Consider the following 23448-nt stretch of genomic DNA (forward strand, 5'->3'; position numbering starts at 1 on the left):
CGGGGGTGAGGCCGCGATGCCGTGATCCTGCCGCGATCAGTTCAACCCGATCAGGCCCATGCTTTCCAATGTCAGCAGCACCTCATGCGCGGCGCTGTCCACGTCAATATCGCTGGTATCGATCCTGAGTTCGGGACGCAGCGGTTCCTCATAGGGGTCCGAGATGCCGGTGAATTCCTTGATCTTCCCTTCACGCGCCAGCTTATACAGACCCTTGCGGTCGCGGCGTTCGCACTCCTCCAACGAGGTCGCCACATGTACCTCGACAAAGGCGCCACCCGCTTCGACCATTTCACGCACGGCGCGGCGGGTCGCGGTATAGGGCGCGATCGGGGCGCAAATGGCGATGCCGCCATTCTTGGTGATCTCGGACGCGACATAGCCGATGCGCTTGATATTGATGTCGCGATGCTCTTTGGAAAAGCCAAGCTCGCTGGACAGATGCTTGCGCACCACATCACCGTCCAGCAGCGTGACCGGACGCCCGCCCATCTCCATCAGCTTGACCATCAGCGCATTGGCGACCGTCGATTTGCCGCTGCCCGAGAGGCCGGTGAAAAACACCGTAAACCCCTGCTGCGCACGCGGCGGCGAGGTGCGGCGAAGCTGTTTCACCACTTCCGGGAAGCTGAACCATTCCGGGATATCCAGCCCCTCGCGCAGACGGCGGCGCAGTTCGGTCCCCGAGATATTGAGGACGGTCACGCCGTCTTCGATCTCGTCCGCGGGTTCATACTGGGCGCGCTCCTGCACATAGACCATATGCTTGAAATCGACCATCTCGACGCCGATTTCGGCCTGATGCTGGCGATAGAGATCCTGTGCCTCATAGGGGCCGTAGAAATCCCGATCCTGGCTGTTCTTGCCCGGCCCGGCGTGATCGCGCCCGACGATGAAATGGGTCGCCCCGTGGTTCTTGCGGATCAGCCCGTGCCAGACCGCCTCACGCGGGCCCGCCATACGCATGGCAAGGTTCAAAAGCGACAGCGCGGTGGTGGCGGCCGGATATTTGTCCAGAACCGCCTCGTAACAGCGGACGCGGGTGAAGTGATCGACATCGCCCGGCTTGGTCATGCCGACGACCGGATGGATCAGCAGGTTCGCCTGCGCCTCGCGGGCGGCGCGGAAGGTCAGTTCCTGATGCGCCCGGTGCAGCGGATTGCGGGTCTGGAACACCACCACGCGCTGCCAGTTCAGCTTTTTGAACAGCGCCCGCAATTCGTTCGGCGTATCGCGGCGACCACGGAAATCGTAATGCGTCGGCGGTTGCAGCCCCTTCACGGGACCACCCAGATAGACCGGCCCGGCGCTGTGGTGCAGATAGTTGACCGAAGGATGCGCCAGATCATCGGCACCGAAAACCTTCTCGGCCTCGCGCGCCTTGTCGGGCGTCCATTTGTCGGTGACCGACATGACGGCAAGGATGACGCCCTCATGATCTCGCAGCGCGATATCGGTACCCGGCTCGATCCCGTCGGCGAAAGCCTGACTGACATCCAGCGTGATCGGCATCGGCCACAGCGCGCCCGAGGTCAGCCGCATGTTTTCCACGACGCCGTTGTAATCCGCCTCGGTCAGAAAGCCCTTCAGCGGGGTGAAGCCGCCATTCATCAGCAGTTCCAGATCGCAGATCTGTCGCGCGGTCAGATCCCAACCGGGCATGTTGCCGGCATCGTGTTTCAGGGCTTCGGCGGCCTCGCGCGAGACATAGAGTTCCGGGATACGGCTGTGGTTGTCAGGGCTCATGGGCGGATGCTCGGTCTTTCGTGGTTATCGCGGCATCGGTCCGGCCAGAGGGCCGCACCAGACATCCGCCGCGCATAGACCGCCAACCCGCGACAATCAACCGCACCCCCCGGCAAAACCGCCGGATTTAGCCGGTTTTGGCTTGAAAAGGCTCGATTTTAGGGGGCGGGGTCAGCCCGCGCAGTTGTGCAGAGCGTCAGGCCTTGGCATTGGCAGATCGTCCAGTTCGCGGGGTGTCCTGTTGCGAAGGGAAGGATGGTCCAGAGCGTCCTGAACCGGCAAGGGCGGGGCCAGAAGATCGCGAAGACGATCAAAGATATGGCGGGTTTGTTTTATCATGATCTGAATATAACCCATCAAACCGCAAGCCATTATTGAGAACTTCTGGATTTCAGTTTAGATTATCTGAATGCATCAGCTTAACCGAATCTCGCTGTCCGGTCTTCGCGCCATTGAAACCACCGCCCGTCTGGGCAGTCTTTCCGCTGCCGCGGAAGAGCTTGGCGTGACCCCCGGCGCGGTCAGCCAGCGCATCAGCCGGACCGAGGCGCAGCTTGGCCAGCCGGTTTTCCATCGCAGCGGCACCGGCCTGTTGCTGACCGATCTGGGCCGCGATGTGACGGCGGCTTTGTCGCGCGGCATGGCGGAACTGGCGGCGGCGGTGGCCTTGGCCGACCCGGCGGGCGACGATCTGCTGAATGTCTCGGTGGCGCCGCTTTTTGCAAGCCGCTGGCTGATCTGGCGGCTGCCGCGCTTCAATGCGCTCTACCCGGACATCCGCGTCAGGATCGAGCCGGTCAGCCGCATGGTCACCCCCGGCCCCGGCGGCATCGATCTGTGCATCCGGGTCGGAAAAGGCGACTGGCCCGATGTGCGGCTGGAGCGTCTTCTGGATCAACGCGTCTTGCCGGTCTGCGCGCCGACGCTGGCCGCGAAGATCGACACCCCGGCGGATCTGCTGCGACAGCCGGTGATCCGCGAGAACGACCGTCTGGCCGGTTGGCGCGAATGGCTAAGCCCGCATGGGCTTGCCCCCGACGCCATCCCCGGCGGTCCGGTGCTTGCCGATGGTGGGCTATGCCTTGATGCGGCAATCTCGGGTCAGGGGGTGTTCATGGCGTGGGAAACGCTGGCATCGGACGCGCTGTCTTTCGGGCAATTGGTTGCACCCCTGCCCGGCCGGATCGCAACCGGAGACAGCTATTGGTTCGTCACCGCCAAAACCGGCCGCCGCAAACCGGCCATCGTCCGGTTCCGCGACTGGCTGCGGGGCGAACTGGCCGAAACCTCGGGACACTGGCCCGAATAATCACGCTGAACGCAAAACGCCCGACCGCGTGGCCGGGCGCAATCCTGTTTATTCTTCAGCAGCCGTTACTCGACCGAGACTTCTTCCGGCAGTTCGCCATGCGCCGGATCAGGCTCACCGGCCTCATCGATCGAGGCCAGATAATGCTCTGCATCCAGCGCCGCCATGCAACCCATGCCCGCGCTGGTCACGGCCTGCCGATAGACGTGATCGGTCAGATCGCCCGCCGCGAACACGCCGGGGATCGAGGTCCGCGTGGACCCCGCCTCAACTTTCACATAGCCGCCATTGTGCAATTCCAGCTGATCCTTCACCAATTCGCTGGCAGGTGCGTGACCGATGGCCACGAAAACACCATCCGCCGGAACCTCACGGGTCGAGCCGTCCTTGGTCGATTTCAGCACCGCGCCATTCACGCCCATCGGCGAATCAACACCCGTTACCTCGGCCAGTTCGTGATCCCAGATCACCTCGACCTTCGGGTTCTTGAACAGACGATGCTGCAGGATCTTCTCGGCCCGCAGGCTGTCGCGGCGATGAACCAGCGTCACCTTGCTGGCGAATTTGGTCAGGAACAAAGCCTCCTCGACCGCGGTATTGCCGCCGCCGATCACCAGAACCTCGCGCCCACGATAGAAGAAGCCGTCGCAGGTCGCACAGGCGCTGACGCCGAAGCCCTTGAACTTCTCTTCGCTCGGCAGGCCCAGCCAGCGCGCCTGCGCCCCGGTCGCCAGAATGATCGCATCCGCCGTGACGATCCGACCGCTGTCACAGGTCGCGACGAAAGGCCGCACGCCAAGGTCCAGCTTCGTCACCGTATCGATGACGATGTCGGTGCCCATGGCGCGGGCATGTTCTTCCATCTTCACCATCAGTTCGGGGCCTTGGATCTCGGTCTCGCCCGGCCAGTTCTCGACCTCGGTGGTGATGGTCAGTTGCCCGCCCGGCTGGAGGCCCTGAATCAGCATCGGGTTCAGCATCGCCCGTGCGCCGTAAACGGCGGCGGTATAGCCAGCGGGACCGGATCCCACGATCAGAAGTTTGACATGCGTGCTGTCGGTCATCTTGCGTCCCAATCTCTGTTTGGGCATTAGGTAATCGTCCGGACCGCGCTTCGCAACGCGGCACATACCCGCTACGTCACTTTCGCCGGTTCCAGAAAGAATGTTGCGCAACTACGGCCTGTATTGTAGCTTCCGGCAACGCCAAGACCCCTTATAAGAAAGAGCAGCATGGCCGGCGCGAAACTCGACGACATCGACCGCAAGATTCTTGCAGAGTTGCAGGCCGATGGCAGGATGACCAATGTCGAACTGGCCCGCCGCGTCGGCATCTCGGCCCCGCCCTGCCTGCGCCGTGTCCGCGCGCTTGAGGAGCTTGGCTTCATCCGTGGCTATCACGCCGATATCGACGCCCGCGAACTGGGCTTCGAGGTGCAGGTCTTTGCCATGGTCCGCCTGCAATCGCAGTCCGAGCGTGATCTTTCCGCCTTCGAGGCGCTGGTCAAGGAATGGCCACTGGTCCGCGAATGTCACATGCTGAACGGCGAGATCGACTTCATCCTGAAATGCACCTCGCCCGACCTGCCGACCTTTCAGCGCTTCCTGACCAACTCACTAACCGCCGCCCCGAACGTCGCCAGCGTCAAGACCTCGCTGGTGATCCGCGGCGCGAAGGACGAACCCGGCGTGCCCTTCGAGATCGTGGAAGAACGGGTGCGCGAGGCGGGATAAACCGCATCTTAGGGTCAGGTTCATAGCCACTAGATTGCGGTTGCTGCGGGTGCGATGGCGGAGAGGAAGGCTATCGAGCGTCGGCCGTAGCGGGTCGCTACACGCCTGCAATCTTTGAGGCGTCCGAGCATGATCTCGATGCGGTTAGGCCGCTTTTCGTGGCGCTTGTCGTATTTCACGGTCTTCTGGCACTGTTTTCGCCCCGGAATGCAGGCACGTATTCCTTTGACTTGTAACGCTTCCCTGATCCCGTAGCGTCATAGCCCGGGTCCCCGAGCAACCTGTTTACCCTCGGCAGGCTGGACAGGAGCGACCGCGCACCGAAGTAGTAGCTGACCTGTCCGACGGTGACGAACAGGTGTCGAGCGGTCGGCCCTGGCTGTCACAGATGGCGTTGCAGCTAGGCATTCATGTCGCCGTCGAGCCGGCCGATCAGACGCCCACACCCCCTTTTTTCAGGCCCATACTGGTCGCGGTCCGATGGGCCTTGAGGTACCCTCGCCGTGACGCTCGAACCAATGGCGCTGCCACGGCTCGACATCGATCATCACGGTCATCTTCTCGCCGTGCTCGGCAGCCAGATCAGCCATCATACAGGCGAAAACACCCTTGCCGCTCCAGCGCTTCCAACGATTGTATAGCGTCTTGTGTGGCCCATAGGTCGGGCCGCCCCGCCAGCGCAACCGTTGCGATTGACGAAGATGATCCACTCAGTAAACCTCGATCATCAACGCGAGGCTTGCCGTATGACTTGTGAAAATAAGAGAGCGAGACGCGCCATCTGTGCATCCGTAAGTCAGAAAAGATCAGACACGGTCGTCCTTCGATTTTCGAGCCGTGGATCATGAAAGAACCGGAAATCAACGGGTCCTGACCATAGCGTGGGTATGATGCAATGACGACGAGTTTGCGGCATACAGCGGACATGCAACAACGGCTATGATCGCGAAATATGCTGGTGAAGATCGGCAGGAGATGCGGGCACGTCAGGTTGGCGAAAAGCAAAAATGAACGAATAAGCGCACAACGTTAATTGATACCCAGTGTGATACCAAAAAAGGGAGGGATATGTGTAAGCCTTCGAAAAGATGGTGCCCGGAGGCGGATTCGAACCACCGACACGCGGATTTTCAATCCGCTGCTCTACCAACTGAGCTATCCGGGCAACCTTGGCGACGTTTCCGTCGCTGGCGTGAAGCGCTGTTTACGGTCGGCTTACGCGACTGTCCAGCCCCTAAACGCCATTTTTTCTACCCCGTTCATCCTCGTCCGAACTGATGTCGTCCAGAGGCGTGCCCGGAATGACATAAGACCCCTTCAGCCAACGACCAAGATCGATATCCGCGCAGCGTTTCGAGCAGAAAGGCCGGTATTTCTCGGCGCCGGGCTTGCCGCAGATCGGGCAGGCCATCAGCCTTCCTCCGACAAAGCGGCCAGCCGCGCCAAGGGCACGCGATCGCGTTTGCGGTTGATTTCGTAAAGCCCCATCGTGGTCCAGCCGATCAGCGAGGTTTCCGCGCTTTCACCCTTGAAGGCGGCGCGCAGAATTTGGTCCAGCGTGGCCCGGTCGCGTTTCGGCATCGGCGCGAAATCCACCGCGATCTGGCCGCCAAGCCCGCGCAGCCGCAATTGACGCGGTAAATCGCGGGCCAGCGCGATATTGGCCTTCAGCGCGGCGGCAGGGCTGGTGTCCTGCCCGGTATTCACATCCACCGCGACCAGCGCGCGGGTCTGTTCGATATAGGCGCTGGCCCCGCCGGTCAGATCGACGCGCGGCGACAGAAGCTCGTCAATCGCGTCGCTGACCCCGCAGCGGTCGAAACTGTCTTCGCCGTCTTCCACGGCGTCCGGTTGCGGCTCTGCCCAGTCCATCCAGGCCTGTTCATGCGCATCTGCCGCGTCGAGCAGCAGCTCCGGCGCGCCCGCATCCTCGGCCAAGACCTGATCGGCAAGGGCGATCAACTGAATCAGTTCGTCGCCGATCTCATCCGGCTCGGCATCGGCGGCGGCGCTGCGCAGGATCAGACCGTGGGATCGATCCTCAAGCGCGTCCTGCCCCATAGCCTGCAATGCCTCGCGCGTCTCATCGTCGCGGATGCGGCGCGAGACGTTGATCCCCGGTGCACCCGGCGTCACCAGCGCATAACGGCCGCGAAACAGCAGCCGGGACGAGACCGGGATCGCCTTGCCATCCTCGGCAATTCCCGCCACCTGAACCAGCATCGGTTGCCCCTCGCGCATACCCGAGCGGTCGCGTAGATAGCCACGCTCACCTTCCGGCAGGCGAATGAAGGCGCCACCCTGCCCCTTCATCAGCCGCTCGACCACGCCGCGACAGATCGCGCCGGGCCGAAGCGGCGTCAGCGGACCGGGATCGAGGATCAGATCGGTCAGCCGACCATCCTCGATCAGCGCCGCAGCCTCTGAACCGAACGCCTGACCCAGAACGACCTGACGACCCTTCATGCCATCACCTTTTTTCCGTGAATGCCGACCGAGGCCAGCATGGATGCCGTCTCGGCCAATGGCAGGCCGACAACAGTGGTAAAAGAGCCCTGAATCCAGGGAATGAACGCCGCTGCCGCGCCCTGAATGGCATAGGCTCCGGCCTTGCCCTGCCAGTCGCCGACATCAAGATAGCGTTGCAACTCGACCTCGGGGATCGGGCGCATGCGGACCAGCGTTTCGACCAACCGCAGACGGCTTTTGCCGTCGTGATGCAGCACAACCGCCGTCAGCACGCGATGACGCCGCCCCGACATCAGCCGCATGAACCGCGCAGCCTCGTCCCGGTCCGCAGGCTTGCCAAGGATGCGGCGACCGACGGCGACGGTGGTGTCGGCGCATAGCAGCACCTCGCCCGCGCCCGCGCCAAGCGCACCGGCCTTGGCCAGCGCGATGCGGCGGACATAGTCGCGCGGCGCTTCGTTCTTCAGCGGGGATTCATCGATATCGGCGGCACGCAGGGCATCGGGCGTCACGCCGATCTGCGCCAGCAAGTCCAGACGGCGCGGGCTGGCCGAGCCGAGGATCAGCCGCAAAGGCGCGGATGTCGATGGTAGGTTGTCGTCGGCGACAGCAGCGCCGACGTCACTTGAAGCGGTAATTGATCCGCCCCTTGGTCAGGTCATAGGTGTTCATTTCCACCTGAACCTTGTCTCCGGCCAGAACACGGATGCGGTTCTTCCGCATCTTTCCTGCCATATGCGCGATAATCTCATGGCCGTTTTCAAGCTCGACCCTGAACGTCGCATTGGGCAGGAGTTCCTTCACGACGCCGGGGAATTCGAGCATTTCTTCCTTGGCCATGGTCACTCCATCAAGATCGTCCCGCAGGATTCGGGACGCCGAGTTAAATGCGCCCGAGACACATGGAATTCAAGTGAAAAGAGCCAATCTAGGCGGTCTGGCCGGGACGTGATGCCCTTTCTGTCACGTTTTGCAGATTTTCATCATCTGCAAGTTGGGGCTGACGAAAGATGTCAGGGTCGCTGACATCGACAGGAACCGGATCGACCCCGGCATAAATATCCTCGCCGAAACTGCGGTGCCCGGCACGGCCCGGTGGTGCCATGGCGGGCGCATCGGGTCGGGCCGCCTGTTCAGCATCGATCAGACGGATCGCGTGGCAGCCATCAGCCTCGCCGAATTTGCCGGTGGCCAGCAATTGCCCGTCAGCCGTCTCGATCCGCGCTTCGGCAAGATCGACACGCGGCAATCGCAAAAGCGCCCCCTGCTTCAGATCGCGCAATTCGCCAAGGCTGATCCGGCGACGACAAAGGATGCCGATCAGATCGACGGGCGCATCCTGCATGTTCCGGTCCAGCGTCGCGCCCGGCAGCTGTGGCGCGGGCATGTCTGCCGCCGGTGCGTCCTGTGCAGACCCGCGCGCCTCGGCGATATGCGGCAAGGCCACGAAAATCTGCGCACGGCGGGTCTGTCCGCTGCCCAGCTCTACCTCGAAATCGAGGCCCAGAAATCCCTGATCTTCCAGCATCAGGCCCAGCGGGCGCGGATCGTCCAGATAGCCCGCATAGCGATAGCCGCGTAGCTCGGCGATGCCGTCCAGCCCTGACAGATCCTCGCCGATCTCGGCCATGGTCGCGTCGATGAACTCGGCGCAAAGCAAGGCATCGCTGCGGGTCAATTTGCGCTGGTCCAGCGCGCGGTTGGTGATCCGTCCGACCGCCTGCATCTCGATCAGCGCCGCGACCGCCTGCGGACACAGCGCCATCACCCCCAGAAGATCGCCCGGCCCCTGCAACAGCGCCAGCAAAGCCCGTTCCGGCAGACGCTCGGTCAGGTCGGCCTGACTGATCGCGTCAACCCTGATCGAGACCGGACGCAGCGCCATCTGATACAGTCGCTGCGCCGCCCGACCTATGGCAAGACCTGCGGCGCGGATCGGTGTGAGGGGCTGCGGCACGGACGGATGGGCGAAGGTTCCGGCCTGACCGGCACCCTGCCCCTGCCTGCGCAGAAACTGCCGGATCATGCCGGATTGGCCGCCGCCCTCCTCCGAAAGATCATTCATCTGCCGCCGACCCGAATCACCCGTTCCAGATCCCGAAACTGGCAGAGGCATGTTGATGATGGGTTAATGCAGCCCGATCAAAGGCTCAGCGCAGCATCCGCCGGACTGCCGCCTGCAAATCACGCTCGGCCAAGGGCTTTGCCAGAATCGCATCGGCCTGGGTCACGCCCGCCCCTTCCTCGGGCGATCCGACCAGCACCAGAACCGGCGTCAGCGCCAGACTCGCATTCTCGTCCGCGCGCAATTCTGCAAGGATTTCAATGCCGGATCGGTTCGGCAGCGCCTTATTCAGGATCACCATGCGCGGCCTGATCTTGCGAATGGCGTCGATGCCGCCATAGCCGTCGCCATGCAGCGCCACGTGCCAGCCAGCACCCGCCAAGGCAGCACTGGCCCGCGCAGCCGGGCGGCCCTGATCCTCGATCATCAGAATGTCCATCATGGTCACGCGAGATGCCTCCCCCAAAGCGTTCTCGTGCAGGTCAACTCAATTGTGAGGCAGAATTTCGCAGCCGCAAAACGACTTATGCGGGAATCGGCCAGATGCGCGGATTATGGCGCATATGGCGCGGCCCGCCTTAGATGGCGATGCCGTGACGCCCAGCCAGATCGGTGAAGAATTGCCACGCCACCCGGCCCGAACGGCCGCCGCGCGTGGCCTGCCATTCGATCGCCTCGGCCCGCAACTGTTCGGCCGCGATCTCCAGCCCATAGGCGCTGCAATAGCCGTTCACCATCGCCAGATAATCGTCCTGCGAGCAGGAATGGAAACCCAGCCACAGCCCGAAACGGTCCGACAGCGAGACCTTTTCCTCGACCGCCTCGCCCGGATGGATCGCGGTTGCGCGTTCATTGTCGATCATGTCGCGCGGCATCAGATGCCGCCGGTTCGAAGTCGCATAAAGGATCACGTTCGAGGGGCGCCCGCTGATCCCGCCATCCAGAACCGCCTTCAGCGATTTGTATTGGGTATCGTCATGGCTGAAGGACAGATCGTCCGAGAACAGCAGAAAGCGGCGATCCTTCGCCCGGCCCAGAATGGCCAGCAGACGCCCGACCGTATCCAGATCCTCGCGCGAGATTTCGACCAGCACCAGCGGCAGGCCCTGCGCCACCGCCTCGGCATGGACGGCCTTCACCAGCGAGGATTTCCCCATCCCCCGCGCGCCCCACAACAGCGCATTATTCGCGCCAAAGCCGCGCGCGAATTGCAGCGTGTTGGCCAGCAGCGTTTCCTTGGACCGCTCGATCCCGATCAACTGGACCAGATCGACGCGGGACACGGTTTCGACAGGCTCCAGCCGGTCGGGATCGGGATGCCAGATATAGGCGCTGGCTTCGCCAAAGCTGGGCAAGGGTGCGGGCGCCGGGGCAAGCCGCTCTAGCGCCGCGGCGATCCGGTGCAGCGGATCGGCGCTTTCATCGGCCATGCTCATGCCTTCTCTTCTTCCTCAACATCCTCGACCCACAGACCCTGAGCTTTCAGCTCTTTCTCGCGCCGCCGTTCCATGCGGCGGATCAGGTGGATCGAGATCTCGTAAAGGCTGAAGATTGCCGCGAACAGCACCACCTGCGACATCACATCCGGGCCGGGTGTCACCACAGCGGCCATGATCAGGATGCCAACCACCGCATAGCGACGGACCGAGGCCAGACCGGCAGCCGTCACCAGCCCCGCCTTGCCCATCAGCGTCAGCAGCACCGGAAGCTGGAAGCTAAGCCCGAATGCGAGGATGAACTTGATGGTCAGCGACAGGTATTCATTGGCCGAACCCTGAAACACGATCCCGGCCATCGCATTGCGCGCTTCCTCGGCGGGAACGGTGGCATCGTCGGGCAGCGTCAGCGGGCCCTGCTGGAAGCCAAGGAAGAAATCATAGGCCAGCGGTAGGATCGCATAATAGGCAAAGGCCGCGCCCAGAAAGAACATCGCCGGAGAGGCCAAGAGGAACGGCAGAAACGCCTGTTTTTCACTGCGATACAGGCCCGGCGCCACGAAGCGCCACATCTGATAGGCGATGATCGGAAAAGAGATGATGAACCCGCCGAGGAACGAGATCCGGATCGTCATCAGAAACCCTTCCTGCAATTTCAGCAGGATCAGGCCACATTCCTGTCCCCGGCTGGCAAGCGCATCGCAGATCGGGTCGGTCAGGAAGTTGTAGATATGTTTCGCCGCCGGATAGCAGAGGATGGTGGCGATGACGAAGGCCAGCAGCGACCAGATCAACCGGGTCCGCAACTCGGCCAGATGCTCGATCAGCGGGGCAGAGCTGTCGTCGAGATCGTCTTGCTGTTTGGGCTTCGTGGCCAATTCAGTCGTCTTTCGTATCGCTGCGCCGAACCGCGTGCAGGCGTCTGGTGCCGGGCCGGGCCGGAGCGGTATCAGGTGCTGCGGCAGGATCGGATGCAGGCTCGGGTGCCGGGGTTTCGGCAACAGGCGTCGGCGTGACCTCGGCGGGCTTTGCCACAGGGGCCGGGCTGCCTGCGGCTGTCGCAGGGGCGGCAGGATCAGGGCGCGCGGCAGTGCGGGTATCGGGCAGTTTCGGGTCCCATTTCTCGAAACGGTCCGCCGCCCGGTCCAGCGCGTCAAGGCCCAGCGATTTCTTCGATGTCACCGATTTCAGGTCGCGCAGCGACTTGGCAGCATCGTCGATGCCGCTGTTTTTGGCGGCTTCGTCCATTGCCGAGCTGAATTCCCGCGCCATGCTGCGCGCCTTCGCCGTGAACCGGCCAAGGGCGTGGAACAGATGCGGCAGATCCTTGGGACCGACGACGATCAGTGCTACCACACCGATCAGCAAAAGCTCGGTCCAGCCCACGTCGAACATGGCGCGGCCTTAGCTGCGGTCGGTCGTCGGCGGGGTAACGTCGCGCGCCGCCTCGCCCGGAACGTCGCGCTTCACGTCGCGGGTCGCATCCTGCGTCGTGTCGGTGGCGTTCTCGATTTCCTTGTTGCCGTCATTCACGCCCTTCTTGAAGGCAGTGATTCCCTTGCCGACTTCGCCCATCAGCGACGACACCTTGCCCCTGCCGAACAGGACAAGCACGACGACCGCGATCAACAGAAGGCCGGGCAGGCCGATATTCTGAAACATGAGAGGCTCCCTTCTCGGACGGGAGTTCCGTCCGCGACAAGGTTTTATGCCGCCCCGCCGGTGAATGCAAAGCCCGAATCCGTGATCTTTTCGCCGGAACCGCATTCAAGATAACGTGCGCGGCGGAAAATCTTCTGCCGTCGCAAGCGCTTGGCAGCCGCAGCGGCCCGCGCCATAAGGGCTTATGGACCTTTCGCTCTACATCACCGCCTTCGTCACCCTGTTCGTGGTGATCGACCCGATCGGGCTGGCGCCGATCTTCATCGCCCTGACCCCGGGGATGAGCGCGGCGCAGCGCCGCCGGATCGGCTTTCGGGCGGTGGTGATCGCCGGGGTGTTGCTGCTGATCTTCGGCCTCGCGGGCGAGACGATCCTGTCGGCCATCGGCATCTCGATCCCCGCCTTCCGCATCGCCGGCGGGCTTTTGCTGTTCCTGACCGCGCTCGACATGCTGTTTGAACGCCGGACCGAGCGGCGCGAGGGTCAGGGTCATGGCGCCCCCGATGCCGAGGATCCTTCGGTCTTTCCGCTGGCAATGCCGCTGGTCGCGGGGCCGGGCGCGCTGGCGACGATGATCCTGCTGGTCGGACAGCAACCCGGCTGGGCCCATGCGCTGATCATCAATCTGGTGATGCTGGCGGTTCTGGTGATCGCCATGCTGCTGTTCGTGCTGGCGACACCTTTGGCCCATGCGCTTGGCCGCACCGGGATCATGGTGGTGACGCGCCTTTTGGGGATGCTGCTTGCGGCCCTTTCGGTGCAGTTCGTGATCGATGGAATGAAGGGTGCGGGGATCTTTTGATGGGCACGGATGACGGGATGCAGCTTGCCTATTACATCGTGCTGCTGGTGGTGATCGGCGGCGCGATGCTGTTCGAACTGTCGGGCCGGGGCGGTCAGGCAATCCGGCAGATGATGCTGTGGGTGGTGATCTTCGCCGGGGCCACGCTTGCGGCGACTTGGTGGACCGATAGCGGTGCCCGCCAGCAGGTGCTTGAAGGCGGCAGGATCGAGATCCCGGTGGGCCGGGACGGCCATTTCCACCTTGAGGCCGAACTGAACGGCGTCCCGATCCGCTTCATGGTCGATACCGGCGCGTCCAGCATCGCGCTTGGCCGCGACGATGCCCGCGCCATCGGCATCGACCTGGCCGATCTGGCCTATGTCGGCACCGCCATGACCGCCAATGGCGAGGTCAAGACCGCCCCCGTCACCATCGACGAAATCGCCATCGGCGATATCGTTGACCGCAATGTCCGGGCATGGGTGATCGGCGGCGAGATGGACGGCTCGCTTCTGGGCATGTCCTACCTGCGCACCTTCGCCCGCGTCAGCTTCGAGGGCGATCTCTTGGTCCTCGAACGCTGATCCAAAGCTAGACACCACCCTCGATCCGCGCCGCCATCCGCCCGGCCAGATCCTCGTGCCCGCTGTCGCGCAGCCCTTCGATGGCACCCAGATAATCCCGTGCCTCGCGGTTCTGGCTCAGCTTCGACTTCGCCAGAACCCGCACCGGCGCGATCCGCAGCGCCACGATCCCGGCCAGCATCTGCCCGATGAAATCCCCGGGCGCATCGGCCATTCGCCAGGCCCGGTCGCCGTTCAGCCGCCGCTCGTGATCACGGGTCAGCAGACCGACGGCGGCGCGTTTTGCCTTCTCGTCATGGCTGAAGCTGATCGTCCCATAGACATGCACGACCTGATAGTTCCAGGTCGGCACATGCCGGTGATGCTCGGACTTGGTCGGATAGAAATTCGGCGAGACATAGCCATCCTCGCCCCGAAAGATCACCAGCACCTGCTGCCCCTCGGCGATCAGCCTGTGCATGTCGTTGGCCAGGGCCGCATGCCCGATCAGCACCCCGTCCGGCCCGGCAAGCAGCGGCAGGTGATTGGCGATCAGCCCCTCTTCCGTCTCGGCCACGACCGAGGCAAGCGGAGCGTCCGCGATGATCCTTGCGATCTCGCCTGCGCGAAGCTCTTCGAAATGCGGCGGCAGATACATCGCAAAACTCCCTGATCCGATCCGACCCCGCGATGCTGCATCATCGCGCCCGGTCACGGCAATGGCGAAAGCGCCGCCGCAATCCTTGACGCTTCCCTAACCGACCGTGCGATAGCGGTGTACAGCCTGTGTACGCCCTGTGCCTCGCTGGTGCATACCCCGTGCAGCCAAATCCCCAGCATTTGCTGCCCCGCGCCGCGCGCCTCGTTTCTTCGTTGCAAAAATACCGATTGCAACGCCCGCACCCGTTGCACCACCCGGCCTCTGCCCTGTTGCAACCCGCCCCGCATCGCTCTAGGCTCTGCTCATTCCGTTGGGGTGCCCGTTCTGCGGGCTGAGAGGCGATCTGCCAACCCATCGAACCTGATCCGGGCAATACCGGCGGAGGGAACGGATATCTGGCGCCGCATTCCTGCGGCCCGGCCCCTTCCCTTCTCCGCCAAAGGCCCAAGCGGAGGATATATGCAAGGGGCGGCACGGCTTCTGATCATTGCAGGCTCGGACAGCGGCGGCGGTGCCGGGATACAGGCCGACCTGAAATCGGCCTCGGCGCGCGGCGTTTATGCGGCGACCGCGATCACGGCGATCACGGCGCAGAATACCCTTGGCGTTCAAGCGGTTGAGATGCTGCCCACCGCCATCGTCCGGGCGCAGATCGCCTCGGTTCTGGACGATATCGACGCCGATGCGATCAAGATCGGCATGCTTGGTTCCGCCGCGATCACCGTGGCCGTGGCCGAGGCATTGCAGGACTATCCCGGCCCGATCGTGCTGGACCCGGTGATGGTGGCGAAATCCGGCGATGCGCTTCTGGACGGCGATGCGATCCGCGCCATGCGCGAATTACTGCTGCCCCGCGCGACGTTGTTGACCCCGAACCTGCCAGAGGCGGCAAGCCTGCTTGGCGCCGCCCCCGCCACCACCCCCGACGAGGTGATGGAACAGGGACAGGCGCTGCTGTCCATGGGTCCGAAAGCCGTCTTGATGAAGGGCGGCCATGCCGAGGGCAGCACCTGCACCGACTGGCTGGTAACCCCTTGGAACAGCACCGGATTCACCGCACCGCGTATCGCCACGCAGAACACCCACGGCACCGGCTGCTCGCTCTCCTCGGCCATCGCGGCAGAACTTGCGAAGGGCGTCGAACTGCTGCAGGCGGTCGAGACGGCGCATGACTGGCTGCATCACGCCATCGCGCAGGCCGATCTTTTGCGCATCGGCACCGGCCACGGTCCTGTGCATCATTTCCACGGAATCTGGCCATGACCCTCACCATCCTCGGCGCAGGCGTCTGCGGCCTTGCGGTCGCCACCGAACTGACCCGCCGCGGCGCGTTGGTTGAGCTGATCGACCCCACCGGCGGTCCGGGCGAGCGGTCCTGTTCATGGTGGGCAGGCGGCATGCTGGCCCCCTTCTGCGAAAGCGAAACCGCCGAGGAACCCGTCACCCGCCTTGGCCTTGAAGCTGCCGACTGGTGGCAATCCGCCGGGGTCGAGGTGGCCCGTCGCGGCTCGCTGGTCGTGGCGCTGAACCGAGACCGGGGCGAATTGGATCGCTTCGCCCGCCGCACCACGCAGCACCGTTTGCTGAGTGGCGACGAGGTGAAGAAAACCGAGCAATCGCTCGCTTCCCGTTTCGACCGCGCATTGCTGTTCGAGACCGAAGCCCATATCGACCCGCGCCACGCACTGACCACGCTTCGCGACAATCTGGCGGCCCAAGGCACCCCGGTCCTGCGCGACGGCGAACCCGCTGGCATCATCATCGACTGCACCGGCCTCGCCGCCCGCGACCACCTGCCCGACCTGCGCGGCGTGCGCGGCGAAATGGCGATCCTGCGCGCGCCCGAGGTTTCGCTGACCCGCCCTGTTCGCCTGCTGCATCCGCGCCACCCGCTTTACATCGTGCCCCGCCGCGACGGGCATTTCATGCTGGGCGCGACCCAGATCGAAAGCGACAGCCGAGGCCCGGCCACCTTGCGCTCCACGGTGGAACTGCTCAGCGCCGCCTATGCCCTCGATCCGGGCTTTGCCGAGGCAGAGGTGGTCCAGATCGGCGCCGATGCGCGCCCCGCTTTCCCCGACAACCTGCCCCGTATCCGCAGACGCAACGGGCGCATTTTCGTCAACGGCTTGTTCCGCCACGGCTTTTTGCTGGCACCGGCAATGGCGCGGATGGTGGCGGAACTGGTTCTTGACGGCAGAAAACCGGAGGTGATGGATGAAGATCACGGTGAATGGCGCGCCGCATGAGATCGCGGCGGAAAGCTTGCATGACGCGCTGAACGAGCTTGGCTATGCCGAGGCGCGCGTGGCGACGGCGGTGAACGAAAACTTCGTGCCGTCCAGCCTGCGCGCCGATCATCGACTGGAGCCCGGCGACCGGCTGGAAATCCTTGCACCGATGCAGGGGGGCTAGACGATGCCGGTTTTCTACGGCCGCGAGGTCGCCTCGCCCCTGATGCTGGGGACGGCGCAATACCCCTCTCCCGCGATCCTGGCCGAGGCGTTTCGCCGCTCGGGCGCGGGCATCGCCACCGTCTCGCTGCGCCGCGAAGGTGCGGGCGGCGCGGGTGCGGCGTTCTGGCAGTTGATCCGCGATCTTGATGTGCCGGTTCTGCCCAATACTGCAGGCTGCCACTCGGTCCGCGAGGCGATCACCACCGCCCATATGGCACGCGAGGTGTTCGGCACCGACTGGATCAAGCTGGAGGTGATAGGCCATCCCGACACGCTTCAACCCGATCCGTTCGGGCTGGTCGAGGCCGCGCGGATCCTGACCGAAGACGGCTTCAAGGTGTTCCCCTACATGACCGAGGACGGCATTCTTGCCGGTCGCTTGCTGGATGCCGGTTGCGAGGTGCTGATGCCATGGGGCGCGCCCATCGGCACCGGCATCGGGCTGATGAACCCCTACGCGCTGCGCACCCTTCGCGCGCAATTTCCCGATGTGCCGATGGTGATCGATGCCGGACTTGGCCTGCCCAGTCATGCGGCGGCGGCGATGGAGATGGGGTTTGACGCCGTGCTGCTGAACACCGCCGTCGCCAAGGCGGGCGATCCCGCCGCGATGGCCGAGGCTTTCGCGCTGGCCCTGCGCGCCGGGCAAATGGCCCGCAAGGCCGATCCGATGCCGCCGCGCGAAATGGCCTCACCCTCGACCCCGCAGATCGGGCTGGCGGTGCTGGCATGACCCTGCCCCGCTTCTACCCGATCTTCGACCACCCCGACTGGCTGCGCCGCGCGCTGCCGCTGGGCGTGACGCTGGTGCAGATGCGGATCAAGGACCGGCCTGAGGCCGAGACCCGCGACTTGCTGGCCGAAAGTCTGCGTCTTTGTCGTGATGCGGGCGCGGTGATGGTGGTCAACGACCACTGGCAGGCGGCAATCGATCTGGGCTGCGACTGGCTGCATCTGGGACAGGAGGATCTGGACGATGCCGACCTGCCCGCCATTCGCCGCGCCGGGCTGCGGCTGGGCGTTTCGACCCATGATCACGCCGAACTGGACCGGGCTTTGGCGCTGGAACCTGATTACGTGGCGCTTGGGCCGGTCTGGCCGACCATCCTGAAAAAGATGAAATGGCACCAGCAAGGTGTTGAAAAGCTGACGGAATGGAAGCGGTTGATCGGGGACATTCCGCTGGTCGCCATTGGCGGGCTGTCCATCGACCGCGCCGCCCCGGCTTTCGCGGCGGGTGCGGATATCGTCTCGGTCGTGACCGACATCACCCTGAACGCCGACCCCGAAACCCGCATCCGCGATTGGCTTGAGACGGTGCGATGAGCAGATATGCCCGACAATTGAAACTGATCGGAGAGAAAGGTCAGAACCGGCTTGCCGATGCCCGAGTGCTGATCGTCGGCGCGGGCGCATTGACGGCGGCGGCGATGCCCTATCTTGCGGGCGCTGGCGTGGGCAGGCTGCGCCTTGTCGATCCCGACCTGATTGAGGCCAGCAACCTGCATCGCCAGACCCTGTTTCGGATGCAGGATCTGGGTAAGCCCAAGGCGCAGATCTCGGCAGACGCCCTTCGGAACCTCAACGACCAATGCGAGATCGAGCCGATCATTGCCCGCCTTGATCCGTCGAATGTCGAAGTACTGTCAGAAGGTTGCAACCTAATCCTCGATTGCGCTGACAGTTTCGCCGCCAGCTATACCTTGTCGGACCATGCCTATCAGGCGAAGATTCCGCTGATCTCTGCCTCGGTCCTTGGTCGCAGCGGCTATGCGGGCGGTTTTTGCGGCGGTGCGCCCTCGATGCGTGCGGTTTTTCCCGACCTGCCGCGCCGCGCGGGAAGCTGTGCGACAGATGGTGTCCTTGGCCCGGTGGTCGGCATTATCGGCGCGATGCAGGCGGAAATGGCGCTGGCGCATCTGGCCGGGCTTCGCCCCTCGCCCCTGGGCCGCATCGTCAGCTATGACGCCGCCAACCACCGCCTCGGCGGTTTCGGGTTCGCCAATGCGCCAGAGCCGGATCACCGCCCCCGCTTCATTGCCGCCACCGATCTGCGCCCTGAGGATCTGCTGATCGACCTGCGCGCGCCCGAGGAAGGCCCGCCACTTCGCGACAGCCTCATCCGCATGACGGTTGACGACATCGGCCCCGGCCTGCCCGAAGCCGACCGCGCCGTAATGTGCTGCAAATCCGGTCTGCGCGCATGGGCCGCCGCCGAGCGGCTCAGACCGCATTGGTCGGGAGAGATTGTGCTGGTCGCGACCGGCTGACGCCGCGCCTAGCGCAGGAAAAGCAGCGCCATCCCGGCACAGGCGATGACCGCGCCAAGGCAGCTTGCGCGCGTCGGCCTTTGCCCGGTTCGCAGCCATAGAAGCGGCAGGATCAGCACCGGCGAGGTGGCCGACAGGGTCGAGACGATCCCGACCTTGCCGCCCGACAATGCGAACATGAGCAGCGTCATACCAAGACCAAGCCCGAAGATCGCGGTCAGCAGGGCCATCGCGATCGCCTCGGTCGTCATCGGGCGCATCGGTTTTGCCGAGGTCACGCCGCTGGCCATGACGCTTGCCAGAACGCCAAAGCACAGCCCCGAGGCCGAGACGCGCAAGAGAGAGGCGACATAGGGATCGACGCCCGCCTCCATCACCGGCCGCGCGACCAGTGACCCAAGCGCCTGCGTCAAGGCCGCGCCAAGGCCGAAGAGGATGCCGGTGAGGATGATCCCCTCGGTCTGCTCGAACCGATGGGCATTGGCGGGCGGGCGGCCCGCGATGGCGATGGCGACGCCCGCAGCGGTGACGCAGATGCCCAGCACCGCCTGCGAATTCAGCGTCTCGCCCAGCACCAGCCAGCCCATGATCGCCGCCATCGGCGCGTTCAGGGCAAAAAGAGCCCCCGCCCGCCGCGCGCCAAGCCGTCCCACGGCGGCAAAATTCAGCGTGTCGCCGATGAAGATGCCGATGATGCCGGAGGCGATCAGGATTGCCGCCTCGTGTCGGCCCAGATGGCCCTGCGGCACCAGAAATCCCACCACCACGCTGAGCATCAGGATGACGAAGATATGCCGCAGCAGATTGAACCAGAACGGACCGATGGCGCGCACCGCGCCGGTCACCAACGATCCCGTCAGTGCCCAGCAGGCCGCAGCGCCCAGAGCCGCCAGTTCATAGATCGGCATCCTAGACCATCATTTCCTTGGTGCCCGACAGCTTCAGTTCGGGGTAATCACGCTCGATCCGGTCGATGTCCCATTGCAGGCGGGTCAGATAGACCAGATCGCCGTCATGATCCTGCGCCAGATGGCCCTTGTTGACATTGGCGAAGGCCTCGACCTTGTCCTTGGGGCCGCTCACCCAACGGGCGCTGGTGAATTGCGAGCCCTCGAAACGGACCGGGATGCCGTATTCGATCTCGATCCGGCTGGCCAGAACTTCGAATTGCAGGGCGCCGACGACGCCGACGATGAAGCCTGAACCGATCATCGGCTTGAAGACCTTGGCCGCGCCTTCTTCGGCGAATTGCATCAGCGCCTTTTCCAGATGTTTGGCCTTCATCGGATCGGTCGCCCGAACCGATTGCAGCAGTTCCGGCGCGAATGACGGGATGCCGGTGAAGCGCAGCCCCTCGCCCTCGGTCAGGGCATCGCCGATCCGCAACTGGCCGTGGTTCGGAATGCCGATGATGTCGCCCGCCCATGCCTCATCCGCCAGTTCACGGTCTGCGGCGAGGAACAGCACCGGATTGGTCACCGCCATCGGCTTTTTCGACCGCACATGGGTCAGCTTCATCCCGCGTTCGAAATGGCCGCTGGCAAGGCGCACAAAGGCCACCCGGTCGCGGTGCTTGGGGTCCATATTCGCCTGGACCTTGAAGACGAAGCCGGTGACGGCCTTTTCCTCGGGCGCGATTTCACGGTCGGCGCTGTTTTGCGGCTGCGGGGTCGGGCCATATTCGCTGATCCCCTGCATCAGTTCCTGCACGCCAAAGCTGTTGATGGCGCTGCCGAACCAGATCGGCGTCATGTGACCTTCAAGGAAGGACTGACGGTCAAAGGCGGGCAGCAATTCGCGGGCCATCTCGACCTCTTCGCGCAGCTTCAACAGCAGATCGGCGGGGATGTGTTCAGCCAGTTTCGGATCGTCCAGCCCCTCGATCTTGATCGATTCCGCCACCTTGTTGCGGTCGGCGCGGTCCATCAGTTCCAGCCGGTCATGCAGCATGTCGTAGCAGCCGATGAATTCGCGCCCGACCCCGATAGGCCAGCTTGCGGGCGACACGTCGATAGCCAGATTTTCCTGAATTTCGTCGATGATCTCGAACGTATCGCGGCTTTCGCGGTCCATCTTGTTACAGAAGGTCAGGATCGGCAGATCGCGCAGGCGGCAGACCTCGAACAGTTTGCGGGTCTGGCTTTCGACGCCCTTGGCGCCGTCGATCACCATGATCGCCGCATCCACCGCCGTCAGCGTGCGGTAGGTGTCTTCCGAAAAGTCGCTGTGACCCGGCGTATCGACCAGATTGAAGCGGTAGCCCGCGAAGTCGAAGGACATCGCCGAGGCCGAGACCGAAATCCCGCGATCCTGCTCCATCTTCATGAAGTCAGAGCGGGTGCGGCGCGCCTCGCCCTTGGCGCGGACCTGCCCGGCCATCTGGATCGCACCACCATAAAGCAGAAACTTTTCAGTAAGTGTGGTCTTGCCGGCGTCGGGATGCGAGATGATCGCAAAGGTCCGGCGGCGGGCGATTTCGGGCGGTAATTCGGGGCGATTGCTCATGCCCGCGCATGTATAGTTGAACGCGGCTTTGTGCAATTGCCGATAGTCGCGACACAGGGTAGCCTGATCGGCGCAGACTTGCCGTATGGTAAACCTTGCCCTATAATTATTCGCGTAGATTTGTTCTTTTCCAGAAGTTGCTAGTCCATTTGGTGTTCGGTTTTACTGCAAGCCATTAAACGACTGAACCGGATTGGTAATGCCCCACGACGCTTCCTACCGACAATTGCTGCAATTGCTGGCCAGCCGCGCACAGGTTTGGCTTCGAATGCAGGTGCAGATGCTGCCGGACCCACTGCCCGATGATCACCCCGAACTGCTGCGCCTTGCCGCTGCGGTTCCCATTGCGCGCGCCTGCAGCGTGCTGCGCGGCTGCCGCATCCCGCTTGAGGGGTTTCTTGAGGAACGGCTGACAGCGGATCTGATCGAACGCGCCTTGAGGGCGCCAGAGCCGCGACAGGTCGGCACGCTTCTGCTGGCGGGGCGGCATCTGGATCTGGATCTTGCCCGCGATCCCCGTTTCCTTGCGACACTTCGGACGCTGCCCGACCTTGATCCGGGCGACAGGCTGGTCCTTGGCGGCGATAGCAGCGTCATCGGCGAGATCGAGCAGATCCTGCGCACCCCGATCCCGGCCGAGCGTCTTGACGATCATATGGTCGACCGCTTCGCCCATTTGCTGATGCTGATCTACGATTTCGGCGCAATCCGGCCGCGCCTGTCCAGCGCAAGCGCCTATGGCGATATTTTCGCCAATTGCCTTCGCTTTGCCGACTGGGCGCAGGCCAAACGCAGATTGTCGCCGCTGGCGCAGATGATCTTCTGCCTGTCGCTGATCGACCCCGATCACGATGTCGCGCCGCTTCTGGGCGAGACGATCTCGTGTCAGCGGCCCGACGGCTCGTTCCCGAAATGGATCGGCTACGGCAATGTCGATCAGGATCTGCAGATGGGGCTGACGCCAACGCTGGCTGCAATCGCCGCGCTGTTCATCGTGGCGCATCGCAACTGGGACGACCCGAACAGCGCCTCCGCCTTGCCCGGCTATGCCCTACAGCATTGCTGAGACCGCCGCGCGCAGATCGGGCAGCAGGTCCGTCTCGAACCACGGATTGCGCTTCAGCCAGCCGGTATTGCGCCACGAGGGATGCGGCAACGGAAAGACCCGCGGCGCATGATCCCGCCATGACGCAACGGTCTGGGTCAGATTGCGGGTGCCGAGATGCCATTCCTGCGCACGCCCGCCGACAAGCAGGGTCAGTTCCGGGCGTAGCATCTCCATCACTTCCGTGCGCCATGTGGCGGCGCAAAGCCGTGGCGGCGGCAGATCGGCGCCCTTGGCGTCATAGCCCGGAAAGCAGAAGGCCATCGGCACGATTGCGATCCGGTCGCGGTCATAGAAGGTCGCATCGTCCACCCCCATCCACTGCCGCAGCCGCTGCCCCGAGCGGTCGGTGAATGGCCTGCCGCTTTCATGCACCCGCAGCCCCGGAGCCTGCCCGACGATCAGGATTCGCGCGCCTTTTCGGAACCACGCCACCGGACGCGGCGCGTGATGTGTCGCCGTCGCGGCGAAACGGCCCGCACACAGACGGCATGCGGTGATCTGGTCCTGAAGACTGCCCATCGTTCACATCTAGTGAAAATGCCTCGCGAAAGAAGGGTGACAGGCTTATGTTTTGTCTGGCATCACAGCCTGAGGCCAAAGTTTTCCGCTTTGACTTCAGGAAAGATTAACCCCCGCCATGCAATGCTGGCCGGATAAGATGAAACGGATGGTCGCCGCAGC

Annotated in this window: 27 protein-coding genes, 1 tRNA gene, 1 pseudogene and 1 riboswitch; of the genes and pseudogenes, 11 read left to right on the forward strand and 18 right to left on the reverse strand. The window is 63.7% G+C overall.

Annotated elements, in window-relative coordinates; translation table 11 throughout:
- Positions 1-36: 36 nt before the first annotated feature.
- Entirely contained in the window at positions 37-1746 is a 1710-nt protein-coding gene (locus JJJ17_RS15545) for a bifunctional sulfate adenylyltransferase/adenylylsulfate kinase (RefSeq protein ID WP_200688014.1), read from the reverse strand.
- A gap of 409 nt (positions 1747-2155) precedes the next feature.
- On the opposite strand from JJJ17_RS15545, the gene JJJ17_RS15550 reads away from it, so the two are divergent.
- Positions 2156-3055 (forward strand): LysR substrate-binding domain-containing protein, encoded by a 900-nt coding sequence (locus tag JJJ17_RS15550; RefSeq protein ID WP_200688015.1) that lies wholly within the window; start codon positions 2156-2158, stop codon positions 3053-3055.
- Between the two features lie 65 nt (positions 3056-3120).
- On the opposite strand, the gene trxB is transcribed toward JJJ17_RS15550, so the two are convergent.
- On the reverse strand, positions 3121-4119 hold the full coding sequence (gene trxB, locus JJJ17_RS15555; protein WP_200688016.1) for a thioredoxin-disulfide reductase: 999 nt from the start codon (positions 4117-4119) through the stop codon (positions 3121-3123).
- A gap of 168 nt (positions 4120-4287) precedes the next feature.
- On the opposite strand from trxB, the gene JJJ17_RS15560 reads away from it, so the two are divergent.
- Positions 4288-4788 (forward strand): Lrp/AsnC family transcriptional regulator, encoded by a 501-nt coding sequence (locus tag JJJ17_RS15560; RefSeq protein ID WP_200688017.1) that lies wholly within the window; start codon positions 4288-4290, stop codon positions 4786-4788.
- Positions 4789-4817: 29 nt separating this feature from the next.
- Here JJJ17_RS15560 and JJJ17_RS15565 read toward each other — a convergent pair.
- The 12 genes and pseudogenes from JJJ17_RS15565 to JJJ17_RS15620 form a co-directional block, all read right to left on the reverse strand.
- A pseudogene (locus JJJ17_RS15565) lies at positions 4818-5569 on the reverse strand (IS5 family transposase).
- A 308-nt stretch (positions 5570-5877) separates the two neighbouring features.
- Positions 5878-5953, reverse strand: a tRNA-Phe gene (locus JJJ17_RS15570).
- Positions 5954-6022: 69 nt separating this feature from the next.
- The gene (locus JJJ17_RS15575; protein ID WP_200688018.1) at positions 6023-6199 is read right to left on the reverse strand and encodes a DNA gyrase inhibitor YacG; all 177 of its coding nucleotides are present in this window, start codon (positions 6197-6199) and stop codon (positions 6023-6025) included.
- On the reverse strand, positions 6199-7254 hold the full coding sequence (locus JJJ17_RS15580) for a ribonuclease E/G (protein WP_200688019.1): 1056 nt from the start codon (positions 7252-7254) through the stop codon (positions 6199-6201). Before JJJ17_RS15580 ends, JJJ17_RS15575 begins: the two co-directional genes overlap by 1 nt.
- Positions 7251-7829, reverse strand: coding sequence for a Maf family protein (locus JJJ17_RS15585; protein ID WP_200688020.1), 579 nt, complete (start codon positions 7827-7829; stop codon positions 7251-7253). Before JJJ17_RS15585 ends, JJJ17_RS15580 begins: the two co-directional genes overlap by 4 nt.
- A gap of 49 nt (positions 7830-7878) precedes the next feature.
- Positions 7879-8097, reverse strand: coding sequence for a translation initiation factor IF-1 (gene infA, locus JJJ17_RS15590; protein WP_010397442.1), 219 nt, complete (start codon positions 8095-8097; stop codon positions 7879-7881).
- Positions 8098-8185: 88 nt separating this feature from the next.
- Positions 8186-9322, reverse strand: a complete 1137-nt coding sequence (locus JJJ17_RS15595) for a FliM/FliN family flagellar motor switch protein (RefSeq protein ID WP_200688022.1) — start codon at positions 9320-9322, stop codon at positions 8186-8188.
- An 85-nt stretch (positions 9323-9407) separates the two neighbouring features.
- A complete protein-coding gene (locus JJJ17_RS15600; protein WP_234464146.1) occupies positions 9408-9764 on the reverse strand; it encodes a response regulator in 357 nt (118 codons plus the stop codon).
- Positions 9765-9900: 136 nt separating this feature from the next.
- Positions 9901-10758, reverse strand: a complete 858-nt coding sequence (locus JJJ17_RS15605; RefSeq protein WP_407673370.1) for an ATP-binding protein — start codon at positions 10756-10758, stop codon at positions 9901-9903.
- Positions 10755-11636, reverse strand: a complete 882-nt coding sequence (gene tatC / locus JJJ17_RS15610) for a twin-arginine translocase subunit TatC (RefSeq protein WP_200688026.1) — start codon at positions 11634-11636, stop codon at positions 10755-10757. Before tatC ends, JJJ17_RS15605 begins: the two co-directional genes overlap by 4 nt.
- Position 11637: 1 nt before the next feature.
- Positions 11638-12153 carry a Sec-independent protein translocase protein TatB gene (gene tatB / locus JJJ17_RS15615; protein ID WP_200688028.1) on the reverse strand — a complete coding sequence of 172 codons (516 nt, stop codon included), beginning with the start codon at positions 12151-12153 and terminating at the stop codon, positions 11638-11640.
- A gap of 9 nt (positions 12154-12162) precedes the next feature.
- Positions 12163-12420 carry a twin-arginine translocase TatA/TatE family subunit gene (locus JJJ17_RS15620; RefSeq protein ID WP_200688030.1) on the reverse strand — a complete coding sequence of 86 codons (258 nt, stop codon included), beginning with the start codon at positions 12418-12420 and terminating at the stop codon, positions 12163-12165.
- 184 nt (positions 12421-12604) lie between these two features.
- On the opposite strand from JJJ17_RS15620, the gene JJJ17_RS15625 reads away from it, so the two are divergent.
- On the forward strand, positions 12605-13222 hold the full coding sequence (locus JJJ17_RS15625) for a MarC family protein (protein WP_200688032.1): 618 nt from the start codon (positions 12605-12607) through the stop codon (positions 13220-13222).
- Positions 13222-13788, forward strand: a complete 567-nt coding sequence (locus JJJ17_RS15630) for a retropepsin-like aspartic protease family protein (protein WP_200688034.1) — start codon at positions 13222-13224, stop codon at positions 13786-13788. The genes JJJ17_RS15625 and JJJ17_RS15630 overlap by 1 nt, the downstream gene beginning before the upstream one ends.
- Positions 13789-13795: 7 nt before the next feature.
- On the opposite strand, the gene JJJ17_RS15635 is transcribed toward JJJ17_RS15630, so the two are convergent.
- Complete coding sequence (locus JJJ17_RS15635) at positions 13796-14425, reverse strand: FMN-binding negative transcriptional regulator (protein ID WP_200688036.1); 630 nt, start codon at positions 14423-14425, stop codon at positions 13796-13798.
- A gap of 304 nt (positions 14426-14729) precedes the next feature.
- Positions 14730-14832, forward strand: a riboswitch (TPP riboswitch).
- 55 nt (positions 14833-14887) lie between these two features.
- On the opposite strand from JJJ17_RS15635, the gene thiD reads away from it, so the two are divergent.
- From thiD to JJJ17_RS15665, 6 genes are read left to right on the forward strand one after another with little or no spacing between them, the layout of a single operon-like run.
- Entirely contained in the window at positions 14888-15691 is an 804-nt protein-coding gene (thiD, locus tag JJJ17_RS15640; RefSeq protein WP_200688038.1) for a bifunctional hydroxymethylpyrimidine kinase/phosphomethylpyrimidine kinase, read from the forward strand.
- On the forward strand, positions 15688-16677 hold the full coding sequence (locus JJJ17_RS15645) for an FAD-dependent oxidoreductase (RefSeq protein ID WP_200688040.1): 990 nt from the start codon (positions 15688-15690) through the stop codon (positions 16675-16677). Before thiD ends, JJJ17_RS15645 begins: the two co-directional genes overlap by 4 nt.
- Complete coding sequence (thiS, locus tag JJJ17_RS15650) at positions 16646-16843, forward strand: sulfur carrier protein ThiS (protein ID WP_200688042.1); 198 nt, start codon at positions 16646-16648, stop codon at positions 16841-16843. Before JJJ17_RS15645 ends, thiS begins: the two co-directional genes overlap by 32 nt.
- A 3-nt stretch (positions 16844-16846) precedes the next feature.
- Positions 16847-17617, forward strand: a complete 771-nt coding sequence (locus JJJ17_RS15655; RefSeq protein ID WP_200688044.1) for a thiazole synthase — start codon at positions 16847-16849, stop codon at positions 17615-17617.
- Positions 17614-18210 (forward strand): thiamine phosphate synthase, encoded by a 597-nt coding sequence (locus tag JJJ17_RS15660; RefSeq protein WP_200688046.1) that lies wholly within the window; start codon positions 17614-17616, stop codon positions 18208-18210. The genes JJJ17_RS15655 and JJJ17_RS15660 overlap by 4 nt, the downstream gene beginning before the upstream one ends.
- Positions 18207-19154, forward strand: a complete 948-nt coding sequence (locus tag JJJ17_RS15665) for a HesA/MoeB/ThiF family protein (protein WP_200688047.1) — start codon at positions 18207-18209, stop codon at positions 19152-19154. The genes JJJ17_RS15660 and JJJ17_RS15665 overlap by 4 nt, the downstream gene beginning before the upstream one ends.
- An 8-nt stretch (positions 19155-19162) precedes the next feature.
- On the opposite strand, the gene JJJ17_RS15670 is transcribed toward JJJ17_RS15665, so the two are convergent.
- Together JJJ17_RS15670 and JJJ17_RS15675 are read right to left on the reverse strand one after the other, a co-directional pair.
- Entirely contained in the window at positions 19163-20062 is a 900-nt protein-coding gene (locus tag JJJ17_RS15670; protein ID WP_200688049.1) for a DMT family transporter, read from the reverse strand.
- A 1-nt stretch (position 20063) separates the two neighbouring features.
- Entirely contained in the window at positions 20064-21659 is a 1596-nt protein-coding gene (locus tag JJJ17_RS15675; protein WP_200688051.1) for a peptide chain release factor 3, read from the reverse strand.
- Positions 21660-21858: 199 nt separating this feature from the next.
- Between JJJ17_RS15675 and JJJ17_RS15680 the strand changes: the two genes are divergently transcribed.
- Entirely contained in the window at positions 21859-22725 is an 867-nt protein-coding gene (locus JJJ17_RS15680) for a hypothetical protein (protein ID WP_200688053.1), read from the forward strand.
- On the opposite strand, the gene JJJ17_RS15685 is transcribed toward JJJ17_RS15680, so the two are convergent.
- Positions 22711-23286 (reverse strand): uracil-DNA glycosylase family protein, encoded by a 576-nt coding sequence (locus JJJ17_RS15685; protein ID WP_200688055.1) that lies wholly within the window; start codon positions 23284-23286, stop codon positions 22711-22713. The genes JJJ17_RS15680 and JJJ17_RS15685 overlap by 15 nt on opposite strands.
- Positions 23287-23448: the final 162 nt, after the last annotated feature.

Source organism: Paracoccus caeni, from assembly GCF_016629665.1.
GTDB lineage: Bacteria > Pseudomonadota > Alphaproteobacteria > Rhodobacterales > Rhodobacteraceae > Paracoccus > Paracoccus caeni.